The sequence below is a fragment of the Bradyrhizobium sp. genome (assembly GCF_027451485.1).
GTDB lineage: Bacteria > Pseudomonadota > Alphaproteobacteria > Rhizobiales > Xanthobacteraceae > Bradyrhizobium.
In genome coordinates this window covers 104,146-120,183 of sequence record NZ_DAIDJE010000132.1, presented here as the reverse complement: position 1 = coordinate 120,183, position 16,038 = coordinate 104,146, and the positions used below count along the sequence as shown (strand labels likewise).

The 16,038-nt window shown below is 63.9% G+C and carries 13 protein-coding genes; 5 read left to right on the top strand and 8 right to left on the bottom strand.

Translation table 11 applies throughout. The features are described from left to right. Positions 1-302: 302 nt before the first annotated feature. On the top strand, positions 303-653 hold the full coding sequence (locus NEZ08_RS17280) for a DUF3147 family protein (RefSeq protein WP_298109334.1): 351 nt from the start codon (positions 303-305) through the stop codon (positions 651-653). 20 nt (positions 654-673) lie between these two features. Here the strand turns inward: NEZ08_RS17280 and NEZ08_RS17275 are convergent, their stop codons facing one another. From NEZ08_RS17275 to NEZ08_RS17240, 8 genes are all read right to left on the bottom strand, one after another. Continuing rightward, complete coding sequence (locus NEZ08_RS17275; protein ID WP_298109332.1) at positions 674-1,129, bottom strand: MarR family winged helix-turn-helix transcriptional regulator; 456 nt, start codon at positions 1,127-1,129, stop codon at positions 674-676. A 13-nt stretch (positions 1,130-1,142) separates the two neighbouring features. Beyond that, a complete protein-coding gene (locus NEZ08_RS17270) occupies positions 1,143-1,847 on the bottom strand; it encodes an ABC transporter ATP-binding protein (RefSeq protein ID WP_298109329.1) in 705 nt (234 codons plus the stop codon). Then, positions 1,844-2,632, bottom strand: coding sequence for an ABC transporter ATP-binding protein (locus NEZ08_RS17265; protein WP_298109327.1), 789 nt, complete (start codon positions 2,630-2,632; stop codon positions 1,844-1,846). Before NEZ08_RS17265 ends, NEZ08_RS17270 begins: the two co-directional genes overlap by 4 nt. After that, positions 2,629-4,512 (bottom strand): ABC transporter permease, encoded by a 1,884-nt coding sequence (locus NEZ08_RS17260; RefSeq protein ID WP_298109324.1) that lies wholly within the window; start codon positions 4,510-4,512, stop codon positions 2,629-2,631. The genes NEZ08_RS17265 and NEZ08_RS17260 overlap by 4 nt, the downstream gene beginning before the upstream one ends. A gap of 152 nt (positions 4,513-4,664) precedes the next feature. Continuing rightward, positions 4,665-5,888 (bottom strand): ABC transporter substrate-binding protein, encoded by a 1,224-nt coding sequence (locus NEZ08_RS17255; protein WP_298109321.1) that lies wholly within the window; start codon positions 5,886-5,888, stop codon positions 4,665-4,667. 29 nt (positions 5,889-5,917) lie between these two features. Further along, the gene (locus NEZ08_RS17250; RefSeq protein WP_298109316.1) at positions 5,918-6,502 is read right to left on the bottom strand and encodes an amino acid synthesis family protein; all 585 of its coding nucleotides are present in this window, start codon (positions 6,500-6,502) and stop codon (positions 5,918-5,920) included. Positions 6,503-6,547: 45 nt separating this feature from the next. Beyond that, positions 6,548-7,456 (bottom strand): UPF0280 family protein, encoded by a 909-nt coding sequence (locus tag NEZ08_RS17245; protein WP_298109313.1) that lies wholly within the window; start codon positions 7,454-7,456, stop codon positions 6,548-6,550. Continuing rightward, the gene (locus NEZ08_RS17240; protein ID WP_298109310.1) at positions 7,453-8,901 is read right to left on the bottom strand and encodes a 6-hydroxynicotinate reductase; all 1,449 of its coding nucleotides are present in this window, start codon (positions 8,899-8,901) and stop codon (positions 7,453-7,455) included. The genes NEZ08_RS17245 and NEZ08_RS17240 overlap by 4 nt, the downstream gene beginning before the upstream one ends. A 372-nt stretch (positions 8,902-9,273) precedes the next feature. Here NEZ08_RS17240 and NEZ08_RS17235 point away from each other — a divergent pair, with 372 nt between their 5' ends. The 4 genes from NEZ08_RS17235 to NEZ08_RS17220 are packed head-to-tail and all read left to right on the top strand — an operon-like array spanning position 9,274 to position 15,971. Further along, complete coding sequence (locus tag NEZ08_RS17235) at positions 9,274-9,741, top strand: (2Fe-2S)-binding protein (RefSeq protein WP_298109357.1); 468 nt, start codon at positions 9,274-9,276, stop codon at positions 9,739-9,741. Next, positions 9,741-13,289, top strand: coding sequence for a molybdopterin cofactor-binding domain-containing protein (locus NEZ08_RS17230; RefSeq protein WP_298109308.1), 3,549 nt, complete (start codon positions 9,741-9,743; stop codon positions 13,287-13,289). The genes NEZ08_RS17235 and NEZ08_RS17230 overlap by 1 nt, the downstream gene beginning before the upstream one ends. A gap of 42 nt (positions 13,290-13,331) precedes the next feature. Beyond that, a complete protein-coding gene (pncB, locus tag NEZ08_RS17225) occupies positions 13,332-14,636 on the top strand; it encodes a nicotinate phosphoribosyltransferase (protein WP_298109305.1) in 1,305 nt (434 codons plus the stop codon). 39 nt (positions 14,637-14,675) lie between these two features. Next, positions 14,676-15,971 carry an O-acetylhomoserine aminocarboxypropyltransferase gene (locus NEZ08_RS17220; protein ID WP_298109302.1) on the top strand — a complete coding sequence of 432 codons (1,296 nt, stop codon included), beginning with the start codon at positions 14,676-14,678 and terminating at the stop codon, positions 15,969-15,971. Positions 15,972-16,038: the final 67 nt, after the last annotated feature.

Here is a 16,038-nt window from a genome sequence, read left to right as displayed (position 1 = left end):
GTTGGAGGATTCCGGATTGATCGTAGACATGCTGCGCCCTTGGTGAACTGGACGCGATTCTTGGGCATGCCGCCTGATGGGGAGATCGCTATCCCCGGACGTCATTTTCTACCCGGCGCCTGTCGCTGTCAACGCCCTCGGCTATCGCGCCGCCGCCGGTCAACTGCCCCCCGATCAGCCCTTCTTCAACTGTGACGTGGCGAGAGATGGCCTTTTTCCACACCCTGCCCTGCACTTTCCTGGAACTTTGATACGCTTCGATACGCGCCCGCAAGCGACCGGGCGATCGACGGAAAGGCACCATGCTCTACTTCCTCGCCAAAGCAGCACTCTCTGGATTGCTGGCTGCCCTGGTATCGGAGATGGCCAAGCGCAGCCCCGCCTTCGGAGCTCTGGTTGCATCACTGCCGCTCATCTCCATCCTCGCCGTGATATGGCTGTGGCGGGATACGGCGGATTCGAACCGGATTGCTTCGCAGATGGAGGCGACGTTCTGGTACGTCCTGCCCTCGCTGCCGATGTTCCTGCTGGTACCTGCCATGCTGCGCGGCGGTTTTCAATTCTGGCCCTCGCTGATTGCCGGCTGCATCCTGACTTCTGTGCTGTATCTGATCACAGCGTGGATACTTGCGCGCTTTGGCATTCAGCTCTGAAGTCGGAATCGACTTCGGAGTCAGCGCAGCTTGCTCAAGAGCGCGACGAACAGCTCACGCTCGCTCGCATCGAGCGGCGCCAGCGTCTCCTTCGAGATCGCGAGCGCGTTGGGCGCAACCTTGTCCGCGAGCTGCTGACCGGCGCGCGTCAGGCTGACGCGCAGACGGCGGCCGTCTTCGGGATCGGCCGAGGTCTCGGTCAGGCCGCGCGCGGTGAGACGGTCGATCACGCCCTTGATGGTGGCGACATCCATCGCCGTCAGGCGGCCGAGCTGGTTCTGCGAGCACGGTCCGGCTTCAGCGAGTTTGGCAAGCGCCGCCCACTGCGTCGGCGTCAGATCGGCGCCGATGTCGCGGGCGAAGATCACGGTGTGGCGCTGCGAGACCTGGCGCAGGATGAAGCCGATCTGCTCGTCGAGCACGTAAGCGGGCCGCGGCGGCCTGGCGTTGCGCTTCAGCGAAACTCCCCTGCCCATCTTGCTCTCGCCCCTACAGCGCCAGATGCGCGTCGCGGATGTCCGGACGCGCGTCGAGTTCGGTCATGGTGCCCGAAAAGCAGATGCGCCCCCGCTCGATGATGTAGGCGCGGTCGGAAATCAGCCGCGCGAAATGCAGATTCTGCTCGGAGACCAGAAGGCTGACGCCCTCCTTCTTCATGGTCAGAATGGCCTCGACCATCTGTTCCACGATCTTCGGCGACAAGCCCTCCGACGGTTCATCGAGCAGCACCAGCGACGGGTTGCCCATCAGGGTCCGCGCGATGGTCAGCATCTGCTGTTCGCCCCCGCTCATGCGTCCGCCCGGGCGACCGCGCATTTCCGCAAGATTCGGAAACAGCTCGAACAGCCGCTCGCGCGTCCATCGCGGCGCGTTGTTTCGCGGCGGCTGACGGCCGACTTCGAGATTTTCCTCAACGGTCAGATCCGTGAAGATGCGCCGCTCTTCCGGCACGTAGCCGAGACCGCCGCGGACGATCGCATGGGTTGGCTGGTTCGAGATGTCGCGGCCTTCGAACTCGATGCGGCCGGAGCGCTGGCCAACGAGGCCAACGATCGAACGGAAGGTGGTGGATTTGCCGGCGCCGTTGCGGCCCAGCAGCGCGACGGCCTCGCCGTCAGCGACATCGAGCGCGACATCGAACAGGATATGCGCGGGACCGTAATGACTGTTGAGGTTTTCCACCGAGAGCTTCACGGCGCGGCTCCCTCGCGGTGGCGGGCGTCATAGACCAGGCCCTCGCCGAGATAGATCGCGCGTACTTCCCCATTGCGCCTGACTTCTTCCGGCGAGCCTTCCGCGATCAGGTTGCCGCGATTGAGGACGAGAATGCGGTCCGCATGCTCGAAAACGACATCCATATCGTGCTCGGTGAACAGCACGCCGATCGATTTTTCCCTGGCAATCTGCGCGGTCAGCCGCATCAGTTCGACGCGCTCGCGCGGCGCCATCCCGGCGGTTGGCTCGTCCATCAGGAGCAACTTCGGCCGGTTGGCAAGCGCCATGGCGAGTTCCAGCCGCTTCAGATCGCCATAAGCGAGTTCGCCGCAGGCGCGCATTGCAAAACCGCCCATGCCGACCAGATCGAGCAGCCGTTCCGCCTCCTGTCGCGCATAGCGCGGCATCGCGGCGATCAGATTGAACAGCTTGCGATCATGCGAGGACAGCGCCACCTGGACGTTCTCGCGCACGGTCATGGTCGGGAATGTTGCGGTGATCTGGAAGGTGCGCCCGACGCCGAGCCGCCAGACCTCGCGCGGCTTCAACCCGGTGGTGTCCTGCCCGAGGACCCGCACTCTCCCCCCATCGGGCGCGGTCTGGCCGTTCAGCATGTTGAAGCAGGTGGACTTGCCTGCGCCGTTCGGGCCGATCAACGCGAGAATCTCGCCCGATGAAAGCGCAAACGAGACGCCGCGAACGGCGTGCACGCCGCCATAGGATTTGCTCAAGCCTTCGACCGATAGTAATGGCTGACTGCTCATTCGGCGGTCTCGATCTTCGAGGCCAGCATGGCGTCCTTGAGCGAAGACGGCCGGCGATGCCAGAGCGAGTCCAGCGTTCCGACAATTCCCTTCGGGAATGCGACGACGATCAGAACGATGAACGCGCCGAGCACGAGCTTCGACCATTCGGTCTGGCTGACCAGCCAGATCGAGAGCGCCTTGTAGACGATGGCGCCGACGATCGCACCCGAGACAGTCTCGACCCCGCCGAGCAGCACCATGACCAGCGCATCGACGGAGAGCGGAATGCCGAGCACATCCGGAAATACGCTGCCCTTCAGATAGGCGAACAGTGCACCGCCAATGCCGGCGACCGTACCGGCAATGAGAAAGGCGCTCCACTGGATGCGCTTGCCGTTGATGCCGATGGCTTCGGCGCGCAGTGGCGAATCGCGGGTCGCCCGCAGCGCGAAGCCGAACGGCGAAAAGGTCGCAATCCGCAAGCCGGCGACCGCCAGCACCGCAACGGCAAGCGACAGCCAGAAGAAGTGCGGGGCGCTCGCCGCCCAGCGTTCCGGCCAGACGCCGAGAATGCCGTTATCGCCCCCGGTCAGTCCGACCCATTGGAAGGCGACCGACCACACGATCTGGGCAAAGGCGAGCGTCAGCATGGCGAAATAGACGCCGGACAGTTGAACGGCGAAGAATCCGAACACGACCGCGCCAAGCAGGCCGAACAAGGGACCGGCAACAAGCGCGGCCGCCATCGGCAGTCCTGCGAGCTTGACGGCGAAGGCCGTGCCATAGGCGCCGAGCCCGAAATAGGCCGCATGTCCGAACGAGGCGAGCCCTCCGGTCGACATCAGGAAGTGCAGGCTGGCGGCGAAGATCACGAAGATCGCGATCTCCGCTCCGACCGCCAGCGCATAATTGCCGGCATAGAACGGCAGCGAGGCGGCGAGCAGAAACGCGATCGCCACCGCGATGCGTTCACGCGAGGTCAGCGGGCGCCAAGGATTGACGGTGAGCCCCGGCGTACGGCGGACTGGAGCTTCCGCCCTGCCGAGCAGGCCCCAGGGCCGCACGATCAACACCGCCGCCATCACCAGGAACACCAGGATGATGGAGATCTTCGGAAAGATCAGGATGCCGAACGCATTCAGCTCCGAAACCAGCACCGCGGCGACAAAGGCGCCGGTGATGCTGCCGAGCCCGCCGATCACCACGACGACGAAGACATCGACGATGACGCGCAGGTCCATCTCGTGGGTGACGGCATCGCGCGGGATCTGCAATGCGCCGGCAAGCGCGGCGAGAAATACGCCGAGCGCAAACACGCTGGTGAAAAGCCATTTCTGGTTGACGCCGAGTGCGGCCACCATATCGCGATCCTGCGTTGCCGCGCGCACCAGGACGCCCCAGCGGGTGCGCTGGAACACGAGCCACAACAGGCCAAGCACCAAAGGCCCCAGCACGATCAGGAACAGGTCGTAGCTCGGAATCTGCTGGCCGAAGAAATCGATCGCGCCTTTCAGGCCCGCCGCGCGCGGGCCGACCAGATCGTTCGGTCCCCAGCCCAGCACCACGAGATCTTCGACCATCAGCGTCAGCCCAAAGGTCGCGAGCAATTGAAACAATTCCGGCACATGGTAGATGCGCCTGAGCAGCAGCATCTCGACGAGGACACCGACCGCGGCCACGATCAGCGCCGCCGCCAGAATGCCGCCCCAAAATCCGAGTGCGCCGGAAAAGCGTGCCGTCAGCGTGAAGGCCACATAGGCGCCGAGCATGTAGAACGCGCCATGGGCGAAATTGACGATCCGCGTCACGCCGAAGATGATCGACAGGCCGGAAGCGACCAGAAACAGCGAGGCCGCGCTGGCAAGTCCGGTCAGGAACTGAACGACGTAAAAGGCCATGGGCGGCTAGACGCTGGTCTCACTTCGGGGGCATCATCCTTCGAGACGGCGCGTATGCGCGTCTCCTCGGGATAAGGGTCTCACCCCTCATGGTGAGGAGCACGGCAGAAAGCCGCGCGTCCCTGACCATGAGGCCGCGATGTTGGTCGCGTTCAGTCCTTCGGTCGCATCTTCTCGACTTCGGCATCGCTCGGCAGATAGTCCGCGCCCTTGCGATAGACGGAATCGACCATCACGCCCTTGCCATCCTTCAGCGCAGTCTTGCCGACGAAGGCACCCAGCGTCGACTGGTGGTCGATCTTGCGGAAGGTGATCTCGCCGAACGGCGAGGACAGCGACAGGCCCTCGGCCGCCGCGATCATCTTGTCCGGATCGGTCGAGTTCGCCTTGGCGATGATCGCGGCCGCCGCCTTGATCGTCTCGTAGCCCACGATGGAGCCGAGGCGCGGATAATCGTTGTACTTGGCCTGATAGGCCTTCAGGAACGCCTCGTGCTCCGGCGTCTTGATCGAGTACCAGGGATAGCCGGTGACGATCCAGCCCTGAGGCGCCTCGTCCTTGAGCGGATCGAGATATTCCGGTTCGCCGGTGAGGAAGCTCACCACCTGGCGTCCTTTGAACAGGCCGCGGGTTTCGCCTTCGCGCACCAGCTTGACCAGGTCCGCGCCGAATTCGACGTTGAGGATGGCGTCCGGATTGGCGGCGGCAACCGCCTGCACCACGGGACCCGCATCGATCTTGCCCAGCGGCGGCCATTGCGCGTCGACCCACTGGATGTCAGGCCGCTTCTCCGACATCAGCTTCTTGAAGACCGCGACCGCCGATTGACCGTATTCATAGTTCGGCGCAATCGTCGCCCAGCGCTTGGCCGGCAGTTTCGCCGCCGCCTCCACCAGCATCGCCGCCTGCATGTAGTTCGACGGGCGCAGACGGAAGGTATAGCGGTTGCCCTTCGACCATGTGATGGCATCGGTCAGCGGTTCGGAGGCGAGGAAAAACGCCTTCTTCTGCTTGGCGAAGTCGCTGACGGCAAGGCCGATGTTCGACAGGAACGTGCCGACCAGCATCGCGACGTTCTCATTCGACACGAGTTCGTTGGCCGCGGTCTGTGCTTCGGCCGGCTTGCCGCCATCGTCCTTGGAGATAACGACGAGCTTCTTGCCATTGATGCCGCCGGCGGCGTTGACTTCCTCGACGGCGAGCTGCCAACCCTTGCGATAGGGCTCGGTGAAGGCCGGCAGCAGCGAGTAGCTGTTGATCTCACCGATCTTGATCTCGCCGCTCTGGGCAAACGCGCTTGGTGCGAGCCCTGTGACGGTCGCGAGCCCTGTGACGGTTAAGGCTAGCGCGCCGCCCAATAAAACTCTTCGTTGCATGCCTCTACCCTCCAGCATTGATCCAATCGTTACCGCAATCCGTCTTCGCCCTTGATCTCGCCAACCGTCAAGCCGCCGACGCGCGGCAACGGCCGTCCACCGTTGGTGACAGCGAGCGCGACCATGATCTCGTTTGCGCGCGGGGCGTCGTTGATCTGTACTTCCATGCCGTCGAAATGGCTCCTGACAAAGGCCGCATCCTTGTGGCCGAGCGGTATGTCGAGCGTGGTGCCGGGGCCAGAGCGCTTTTTGGATGACGGGATCAGCGCCGCTCCCTTGCCGAGCGCCTTACGCACCGGTGTTCCCATCTTCGGATGCAAGATCGCCGCCGCATGCTCCAGTTCGCCATTTTCGCCGACCGCCGCCGCCTTGCCGTAGCTGTGCACTTTTGTGCCGTCGATGCCCAGCGCCGCAACCGCCCTTTTCACGAGCAATTCGCCGAGTTCTTCGCCGATCGCAATCAGCGGAGAAAGATCTTCCACGTATCGCCCGGCAAATGGATTTTCTATCACCACAATGGCGGCCGCACGCCGCACCGGGGGATTCACGTCCTTCCCCATTTCCATCAACGTCTCTTCGACGACGGTCACGATCTTGCGTATCACGACGCTCATGGCTGGGCACCCTGTTGCTGGACGGCGATGATGACCCAATGCAGTTCACACATGGATCATACTTTGGTTGAGCGGCACCGCCGGCCGATGAAGAACATTTGCCTGACGCCTTGGCAAGCCAATGACGCGGACTTCGCCTTTCAGAGTTAGCGCCGCCCCTTCGATCAAACCGCGGCCGATCAGTTGGAGAGCCTTTGCTTCACCGCCGTCGAGCGCCGTGCCGATCGCCTGATATGTCAGCCGGCCGACGTCGCGCGTCACCAGAAGCGACCCGAGATCGCTGTCCGGCTGCAATTCGTTCGCCGGGCAGCGGAGGATCGCGGGATGATCCGGCAGATCGACCGCATTGGCAATGATCGTGGCGGCCGCATCAGCCTGCGCCGCGGTCCTCGCTAGCACGGTGACGGCATCCGCTATGCCGAGCGAGAAGCTGCGCCCACGCCATCCGCTGGTTGCGATGCCGCGTGTGGGGTCATCGGCACGAATGACGGTCGTGCGCATCAGACCCAGAGCATCTGGCCGATCGATCAGGCCGACGGTGAATTGCTCGCCGTCGGTCAGGTGTAATGCGATATCGCCGCCGTTGTTGACGTAGGCACGGCCGAGCGGCGCGGCCTGCACCATCACCCGCAAGATTTCCTCGGCCACGCTGCCGGCGACAGCGGCCATCGGCGTGATGAAATGATCGTGCGCGAACGGCGCCGCCGCCGCATGCATGCGACGCGCGACCACTCCTTCGAGGTCGCACCGCTCGGGATCGGCCGCCGACCGCAAAGACGGCAGTTCATCGCAGAGTTCGTCGAGCAGGCCGGTGAAGCGGCCGATCGCAGCATGGTAGGCCGCATGCAGTTGGTCGCGGTGCCCCTGCGCTTCCACGATCAGATCGATCGGACCATCCTGCAAATGCAGCCGCTTGCCGTCTATTAACCACCCGACCTGCGGTTGCCGCGTCACGACCGAGTTCCCGCTTTCGGCCAGGGCGTGGTCACCTGTCGCGCGTCGTTGTCCTTCAGGGAAGCCAGGGGACGGACCTCGTCCATATGACCGCCGAGTGCGGCATAATCCGACAATCGCATCGTGAACTCGATCGGCGCTACCAGCGCCGGTGTGGGCACGTAGCCGAATGCGCCCGCCGGCAGGAGGGTGACATCGACCATGAAGGTGATGCCGCCGCCCGGCCAGACATAGACCGGCGCGCCGCCGCTGGTGACGCGCGTCAGCGCGTCCTTGACCGAGCGCGTCAGCCGCACCGGATTGTCGGTGACACCGGCGCGCAGCGAGCCGCCCGCCCCGCCCATGAACAGCACCGTGCACAGTGCCGGCTCGCAATTCTCCTGAATGCGCGCGACCGAAAACTGCAGGTCCTCCGGCATCGCCTTCTCGACGGGTCTTAAAGCCTCGTCGAGTTCGAAATAAGCCGCATGTTCGCCGGTGGTCGAGACCATCAGCATCGTCGTGCCGGGCCTTGCCACTTTCGGATCGAAAGGCCCAAGGATCGACAGCGGGTCCGAAATCTGCGTGCCTCCCCACCCCGTTCCGGGTTCGGCGACCTGGAAATAGCGGCCGGGCGTCGAACGCCGTCCCTTCATCTTGATGCCGGTGTCAGCGATATCCAGCACCTTGCCGGCCTGATGTTCCGAGAGCACGCCGGTGATGTGGTCGTCGACCACAACGACTTCGTCGACCTTGCCCTGCCATTGCTTGGCGAACATGCCGATGGTGGCCGACCCGCAGCCAACCCGCATGCGTTCTTCCACGATGCCATTGACGATGGGGGGATGGCCGGCCTGCACGACCACAGTAGCGCCGCCGTCGATGGTCATCTCCACCGGCCTGCAGTTGCTCAGATCCATCAGCGTGTCGCAGGTGACACGGCCTTCCTTTTTCGATCCCCCGGTCAGATGATGCACACCGCCGAGCGACAGCATCTGCGAGCCATATTCGCTGGTCGTGACGTGCCCTACCGCCTCGCCCTGCACGCGGACGGTCGCGGTTTCCGGCCCGAGAAAACGATCGGTGTCGATCTTCACCTTGACGCCGCAATAGGAGAAGATGCCCTCGGTCACCACCGTGACCATGTCGACGCCGTCGACCTCCGAGGAGACGATAAATGGCGCGGGCTTATAGTCGGGATACGTGGTGCCGGCACCGATCGCGGTGACGAACACGTCCGGCTCGTGAACGATCTTGCCGTCCCAGTCGCCGCTCGCCTGAAACGGCACCAGCCGTCCGCCATGCGACACCGTCCGCGCCAACAGAACATGCGGATCGACGCGCACCAGTTGTCCGTCGTGATTGGCGTAGCGGTCGCACGCGCCGGCGGCGCCCGGCTTGATGTAACACATCACGGGGCAGGCATCGCAGCGAATCTTGTCGGCGGCCACAGCGTCGGTCGACATGAAAGGCCCTCGCGCCGGCATTGGCAGCGGCAAAGCGCCCGAAAGGGCGGGACACTTTGTTCGTACACGAACGATGTTGCGCGCGCGGCAAAGCACTGTCAAGCGCGTTTGGACGTCAGCGTGGCTGGCTCCGACGTTCCTTTCAGCCTTGACCGATCTTCTCGAGGGAACATCAGATCCGCAACCACGCCGGAATTAAGAGTACTCGCCAGTGTCGCTTCTGTTCTGACATTCGCAGGCGAACCAGCACCGCGATATCTTGCGAATCTCAGAACCGGGACGCTGGCCTTGCACGTTTGTATGCAAACGGTATTCTCGAAACGCCCACAATCGAAGCACGAACAGCCTCGCGCCCCGGACACCGCACGCATGATGCGCCTGAACGTCAACGGCCGGATCCATCAGGTGAGCGCATCTCCCGATACTCCCCTGCTCTACGTGCTGCGCAACGACCTTGCCTTGAACGGACCGAAATACGGCTGCGGCCTCGGCGAATGTGGCACCTGCACGGTGCTGATCGACGGCGTCGCGGCGCGCTCATGCGTGATCCCGATCGAAGGCTGCACCGGCCGCGAGATCGTTACGCTGGAAGGCCTGGGCTCGCGTGATGCTCCCGATCCGGTGCAGGAAGCTTTCATTACTGAGCAGGCCGCGCAATGCGGCTATTGCCTCAACGGCATGATCATGACGACGAAGGCGCTGCTGACGCGTAACCCGCATCCGACCGAGCGCGAGGTGATGGAAGCACTGCGCTACAATCTTTGCCGCTGCGGCGCACATATCGAAATCATCCGCGCGGTGATGCGCGCGGCCGGCGCCGCGGTCGAGGCCCGCGACTGATGGGCCCGGCCGATTTTCCTGACCTGGAGCAACGACCGGGCACGCTGGCCGTGGTGCGCCCGGCGGCAGCCCCCGGAGGCAGCCCGTTCGAGACCTTCATCAGGATCACGGCAGACGGTTCGGTGACGGCCTTCAATGGCCACGTCGATCTCGGCACCGGCATTCGCACTGCGCTGGGGCAGATCGTCGCTGAAGAGCTGGACGTGTCCTTTGCGCGCGTGGTCGTCGTGCTCGGCGACACCTCTCGAGCGCCCAACCAGGGCGCGACGATCGCGAGCGAGACCATCCAGATTACCGCGGTGCCGCTGCGCAAGGCCGCGGCGCAGGCACGGCAGTTCCTGATCGCGCGTGCGGCCGAGCGTCTCGAATTGCCGCCGGAGGACCTTTCGATCGAGGACGGACTCGTCCGCGGCCATAATCGGAGCGTCAGCTATGGCGAATTGATCGGCGACGACACCATTCGCCTCGAACTTGCCGACGAGGTCGACGTCAAGTCCGCGCAGGACTATCGCGTCGTCGGCCAATCGGTGCCGCGAGTCGATCTTCCGGCGAAAGCGACCGGCGAACTTGTCTATGTCCATGACATCCGCGTGCCCGGCATGCTGCACGGCCGCGTGGTGCGGCCGCCCTATGCTGGCGTCGATAGCGGCGACTTCGTCGGCACGAGTTTGCTTGACGTCGATGAATCCTCGGTGCGCGACATTCCCGGCCTCGTCGCGGTGGTGCGGATCGCCGACTTTGTCGGCGTCGTCGCTGATCGCGAGGAAAACGCGGTCAAGGCGGCCAGCCAGCTCAAGCTCAGCTGGAAGAAGGCGCCGACGCTGCCGGACCTCTTGAACGTCGAGAAAGCGCTACGCGCCAATCCGTCGAGGCCCCGAACCCTGATCGACAAGGGCGACGTCGAGACGGCCCTCAGGCAAGCGGCGAAAACGATCGATCGCAGCTACCTTTGGCCCTACCAGATGCACGCCTCGATCGGCCCGTCCTGCGCGGTTGCCGATTTTCGCGACAATCAGGTTCGCGTCTGGTCCGGCACGCAAAACCCGCACATCCTGCGCGGTGACCTGGCGCTGTTGCTGCAGCGGCCGGAATCCGAGATCGAGGTGATCCGGATGGAAGCGGCCGGCTGCTATGGGCGCAACTGTGCCGACGATGTCTCCGCCGATGCCGCATTGCTTTCGCGGGCGGTCGGACGCCCGGTCCGCGTCCAGCTCACGCGCGAACAGGAGCATGTGTGGGAGCCCAAGGGCACCGCGCAACTGATCGACGTCAAGGGGGGGCTGGACGCCGACGACGGCATTGCCGGTTACGATTTTGCAACGCGTTATCCTTCCAACGGCGCGCCGACGCTGGCGCTGCTCTTGACCGGCGCAATTTCGCCGACGCCCTCCGTCTCCGAAATGGGCGACCGCACCGCGATCCCGCCTTACGACTACGACCACCTGCGCGTGGTGGCGCATGACATGCCGCCGATCATGCGCGCCGCCTGGCTTCGCGGGGTGTCAGCACTGCCGAACACGTTTGCGCATGAATCTTACATCGATGAACTTGCAGCAGAGGCCAAGGTCGACCCGATCGAATACCGCCTGCGTTACCTGAAGGATCCGCGCGCCGTCGACCTCGTGAAGGCTGTTGCCGAACGCGCCGGCTGGAAGCCGCGCCCGGTGTGGCAGGAAAAGGAAGGCGAAGGCGATGTGGTGCAGGGGCGCGGCTTTGCCTACGCGCTCTATGTGCACAGCAAGTTTCCGGGCTACGGCGCGGCGTGGTCTGCCTGGATCGCCGACGTCGCCGTCAACAAGGCAACCGGCGACGTCAGTGTCACACGCGTCGTCGCGGGCCAGGATTCCGGGCTGATGATCAATCCGGAGGGCGTGCGCCATCAGGTCGAAGGCAACGTCATCCAGTCGACCAGCCGGGCGTTGATGGAAGAGGTTTCGTTCAGCGGCCCTTCGGTCGCAAGCCGCGAATGGGGCGCCTATCCCATCATCAAGTTCCCCGAGCTTCCCCAGATTGACGTGCTGATGCTGCCAAGGGCGGACCAGCCGCCGCTTGGCGTGGGCGAATCCGCCTCCGTCCCGAGCGCCGCGGCGATCGCCAACGCGATCTTTGACGCCACCGGCGTGCGCTTCCGCGAACCGCCGTTCACGCCGGAGCGCATTTTGGCTGGGCTTCGCGGTGAACAGGCGCTACATCCAGCCGCCCTCGCGCCGCCGCCAAGCCAGGCAGATTTGGGCCGCTGGAAAAACCCGTTTGCCAAGCGCCGCGGCCTCCTCGCAAGCGCTGCAGCCCTGATCGCCGGCGGCATCGGCATTGCTGCCGCGGTCTTGCCCTGGCGGTCGATCGCGCCGATTGCGCGGCCTGAGCCTTCCGTATTTTCGGCGGCCACAATCGAGCGCGGCCGGCAGCTCGCGGCGCTCGGCGACTGCGCGACCTGCCACACGATGCCAAATGGTGCCCTGAATGCCGGCGGGCGCCGGATCGAAACGCCGTTTGGCGTGATCTACAGCACCAACATCACGCCCGATGTCAAAACCGGCATCGGCAACTGGTCGTATCCAGCCTTCGAGCGCGCCATGCGGGAAGGCATTCACCGCGACGGCCGGCACCTCTATCCGGCGTTTCCCTACACGCATTTTGCGCTCGCCAGCGACTCCGATTTGCAGGCGCTCTACGCCTACCTGATGGCGCAGGCGCCGGTCGCGTCGGACAATCGCGCGCACGCGCTGGACTTCCCCTTCAACTTGCGGCCGTTGCTCGCCGGCTGGAATGCGCTTTTTCATCGTGCGGAAACATTCACGCCCGATCCGCAGCAATCGGCAGCGTGGAATCGCGGCGCCTATCTGGTCGAAGGCCTCGGCCATTGCGCTGCCTGCCATTCACCGCGCAACGCCCTGGGCGCCGAGAAGGCAGACGCCTACCTTGCCGGCGGCTTTGCCGAAGGTTGGGAAGCCCCGCCTTTGACGTCGCTCTCGCACGCTCCGATTCCCTGGACCGAGGGCGAGCTGTTCACCTATCTGAGGACCGGCTTCTCGCGCTTTCATGGCGTTGCCGCCGGTCCGATGACGCCGGTGGTGCGGGATTTGAAAGCGCTGCCCGACGAAGACATCCGCGCGATGGCGGTCTATCTCGGCTCCTTCAACAAAGCCAAAGGCAATCCGGACCTGGACGTGCTGGCCGCGAAGCTTGAAAGCGCAACGGCGAGGCGCATCGTCGCAGCCTCGCCGTTCGGGCAGCGCCTGTACGAGGGCGCCTGCGCGGTCTGCCACGCGGTCGGGGGTCCGCCCTTGTTCGGCAGCCGACCGTCTTTGGCGCTCAACAGCAACATGCACGCGGCAATTCCCGACAACCTGATCCAGGTGATCCTGCACGGCATTGCAAATCCGGTCTCGAGCGACCTCGGCTATATGCCGGGGTTCGCCGACCACCTGTCCGACGGCCAGCTCGCCGAGCTGGTCGGGTATCTCCGCCAGCAATTCGCGCCGGAAAAGCCGGCCTGGACCGGGGTAAAGGACGCGATCATGCGTATCCGGCAAAGCACGGCGGGCTGATACCCACTGGTTGAGGTTCCCAGGGCAGGCTAGAATTGTCTTATGGCAGTCACTGACATAGCGACCCGGACCTACAATCACGGCTGGCGGCTCGATCCGATCGTGCGCAGCCTGCTGGACACCGATTTCTACAAGCTGCTGATGGTGCAGATGATCCGGGAGTTCTACCCGGACCAGAAGGTCACCTTTTCGGTGATCAACCGCTCCAGGCACGTCCGGCTCGCCGACGTCATCGATGAAGGCGAACTGCGCGCCCAACTCGATCACGCCCGTTCGATCCGCTTCAGCAAAAAGGAATTGATCTGGCTCGCCGGTAACACGTTTTACGGCAAGACCCAGATGTTCTCGCCCGAGTTCATCAATTATCTCTCGAACTTCCGCCTTCCCGAATATGAGCTCAAGAAGGTCGAAGGCCAGTACGAGCTGAATTTCTACGGGCCGTGGACCCACACGACGATGTGGGAGATTCCGGCGCTCTCGATTCTCAATGAACTTCGCTCGCGCCAGGCGATGAAAGGACAGGGCCGCTTTGCGCTCGATGTGCTCTATGCCCGCGCCAAGGCCAAGCTCTGGGCCAAGGTCGAGCGTTTGCGGAAGCTCGAAGGCTTGCGGCTCTCGGACTTCGGCACGCGCCGCCGCCACGGTTTCCTGTGGCAGCGCTGGTGCGTGGAGGCTGTCAAGGAGGGCCTGGGCGAGGCGTTCACCGGCACCTCGAACGTGCTGCTCGCGATGGACAGCGATCTCGAAGCGATCGGAACCAACGCCCACGAACTGCCGATGGTCGCAGCCGCGCTCGCCAACGACGACAGCGAATTGCGCTGGGCGCCCTATCGCATTCTCGATCAGTGGCGCCATACCTATGGCGGCAATCTCCTGATCGCCCTGCCCGATGCCTTCGGCACCAAGGCTTTCCTGCGCGACGCGCCGGAATGGGTTGCCGACTGGACCGGATTTCGGCCGGACAGCGCCCCGCCGATCCAGGCCGGTGAGGAAATCATCAGCTGGTGGAAGCAGAAGGGCAAGAACCCGAGGGAAAAGCTTCTGGTGTTTTCCGACGCCATGGACGTCGATTCGATCGAGGAAATCCACCGCCATTTTGCCGGCCGCGTCCGCATCAGTTTCGGCTGGGGCACCAACCTCACCAATGATTTCATCGGATGCTCGCCGGACGGTTCGGTCGACCTCGATCCGATCTCGATCGTATGCAAGGTGGCGTCGGTCGATGGCCGGCCTGCGGTCAAGCTCTCGGACAATCCGGAAAAGGCCACGGGAATCCCGAGCGAGGTCGAGCGATACTTGCGCGTCTTCGGCAATGCCGGACGGGTTCGCGCGCCCGTGCATGTGTGAAATAGCGCGCAGTTCCCTCATTCTTCGGCGAGTCCCTGCATGCCTCCTCCCAAGCCGCCCGCCTTCGAAACCCTGAGCCTGCATGCCGGTCAGCGCGTTGATCCCGCGACCGGTGCGCGCGCCGTGCCGATCTACCAGACGACCTCCTACGTCTTTCAGGATGCCGATCATGCAGCCGCGCTGTTCAATCTGGAGCGTGCCGGCCACATCTATACGCGGATCTCGAATCCGACCACCGCGGTGCTGGAAGAGCGGATTGCGGCGCTCGAAGCCGGCGTAGGCGCGGTCGCGACCGCCAGCGGCATGGCGGCGCTGCATCTCGCCATTGCAACGCTGCTTGACGCCGGCGGTCACATCGTCGCCTCGTCTTCGCTCTATGGCGGCAGCATCAATCTGTTGGCGCACACGCTGCCGCGCTTTGGCATCACGACCAGCTTCGTGAAACCGCGCGCGCACGATGAATTCCGCGCCGCGATCCGGCCGAATACGCGACTTGTGATCGGCGAGACCATCGGCAATCCCGGGCTCGAGGTGCTCGACATTCCCGCCGTCGCGCAGATCGCTCATGACGCGAAAATTCCGCTCCTGATCGACAACACCTTTGCAACGCCGTTTCTCAGCCGGCCGATCGAACTCGGCGCGGACATCGTGATGAATTCGGCGACCAAATGGCTCGGCGGCCACGGCATCGCCATCGGCGGGGTTGTCGTCGACGGCGGGAGATTCGACTGGCGCGCGTCCGGCAAATTTCCCGTGCTCACAGAGCCCTATGCCGGCTATCACGGCATCGTCTTTGACGAACAATTCGGCCAGGCCGCGTTCATCATGCGCGCGCGCACCGAAGGATTGCGCGATTTCGGCGCGTGTCTGTCCCCGACAAACGCCTTCCAGCTCCTGCAAGGCATCGAAACGCTTGGGATTCGCATGGAGCGGCACATGAGCAATACGCTGGCGGTACTGGAATTTCTAAAGTCCAACAAGGCAGTCGACTGGGTGCTGCATCCCGCACTCGAAAGCCATCCGGATTATGCGCTCGCCAAGAAACTCCTGCCGCGCGGCGCCGGCTCGATCGTGAGCTTCGGCATCAAGGGTGGCCGCACCGCCGGCAAGAAGTTCATTGAATCTCTCAAGCTGATCAGCCATCTCGCCAATGTCGGCGACGCCAAGACGCTCGTGATCCATCCTGCATCGACCACGCATCAGCAGATGGATGCAGAGCAATTGAAGGCCGCCGGCATCGGCGCGGAACTGGTGCGGCTGTCGGTCGGCATCGAGACGGCGTCTGACATCATAGACGATCTCGGGCAGGCGCTGCGCGCCTCACAGAAGGGCTAGTGCGGCGGTTCAAAAGCCCGCAATATTGGTGCCGCGAGTTCGTCATGCGGACTTTTGAACCAAAGCC

What these genes read in the sequence shown, in the direction of transcription:
- NEZ08_RS17280 (WP_298109334.1), top strand. Translation starts at nt 303, where the DNA reads ATGCTCTACTTCCTCGCCAAAGCAGCACTCTCTGGATTGCTGGCTGCC.
- NEZ08_RS17275 (WP_298109332.1), bottom strand. Translation starts at nt 1,129, where the DNA reads ATGGGCAGGGGAGTTTCGCTGAAGCGCAACGCCAGGCCGCCGCGGCCC.
- NEZ08_RS17265 (WP_298109327.1), bottom strand. Translation starts at nt 2,632, where the DNA reads ATGAGCAGTCAGCCATTACTATCGGTCGAAGGCTTGAGCAAATCCTAT.
- NEZ08_RS17260 (WP_298109324.1), bottom strand. Translation starts at nt 4,512, where the DNA reads ATGGCCTTTTACGTCGTTCAGTTCCTGACCGGACTTGCCAGCGCGGCC.
- NEZ08_RS17255 (WP_298109321.1), bottom strand. Translation starts at nt 5,888, where the DNA reads ATGCAACGAAGAGTTTTATTGGGCGGCGCGCTAGCCTTAACCGTCACA.
- NEZ08_RS17250 (WP_298109316.1), bottom strand. Translation starts at nt 6,502, where the DNA reads ATGAGCGTCGTGATACGCAAGATCGTGACCGTCGTCGAAGAGACGTTG.
- NEZ08_RS17240 (WP_298109310.1), bottom strand. Translation starts at nt 8,901, where the DNA reads ATGTCGACCGACGCTGTGGCCGCCGACAAGATTCGCTGCGATGCCTGC.
- NEZ08_RS17235 (WP_298109357.1), top strand. Translation starts at nt 9,274, where the DNA reads ATGCGCCTGAACGTCAACGGCCGGATCCATCAGGTGAGCGCATCTCCC.
- NEZ08_RS17230 (WP_298109308.1), top strand. Translation starts at nt 9,741, where the DNA reads ATGGGCCCGGCCGATTTTCCTGACCTGGAGCAACGACCGGGCACGCTG.
- pncB (WP_298109305.1), top strand. Translation starts at nt 13,332, where the DNA reads ATGGCAGTCACTGACATAGCGACCCGGACCTACAATCACGGCTGGCGG.
- NEZ08_RS17220 (WP_298109302.1), top strand. Translation starts at nt 14,676, where the DNA reads ATGCCTCCTCCCAAGCCGCCCGCCTTCGAAACCCTGAGCCTGCATGCC.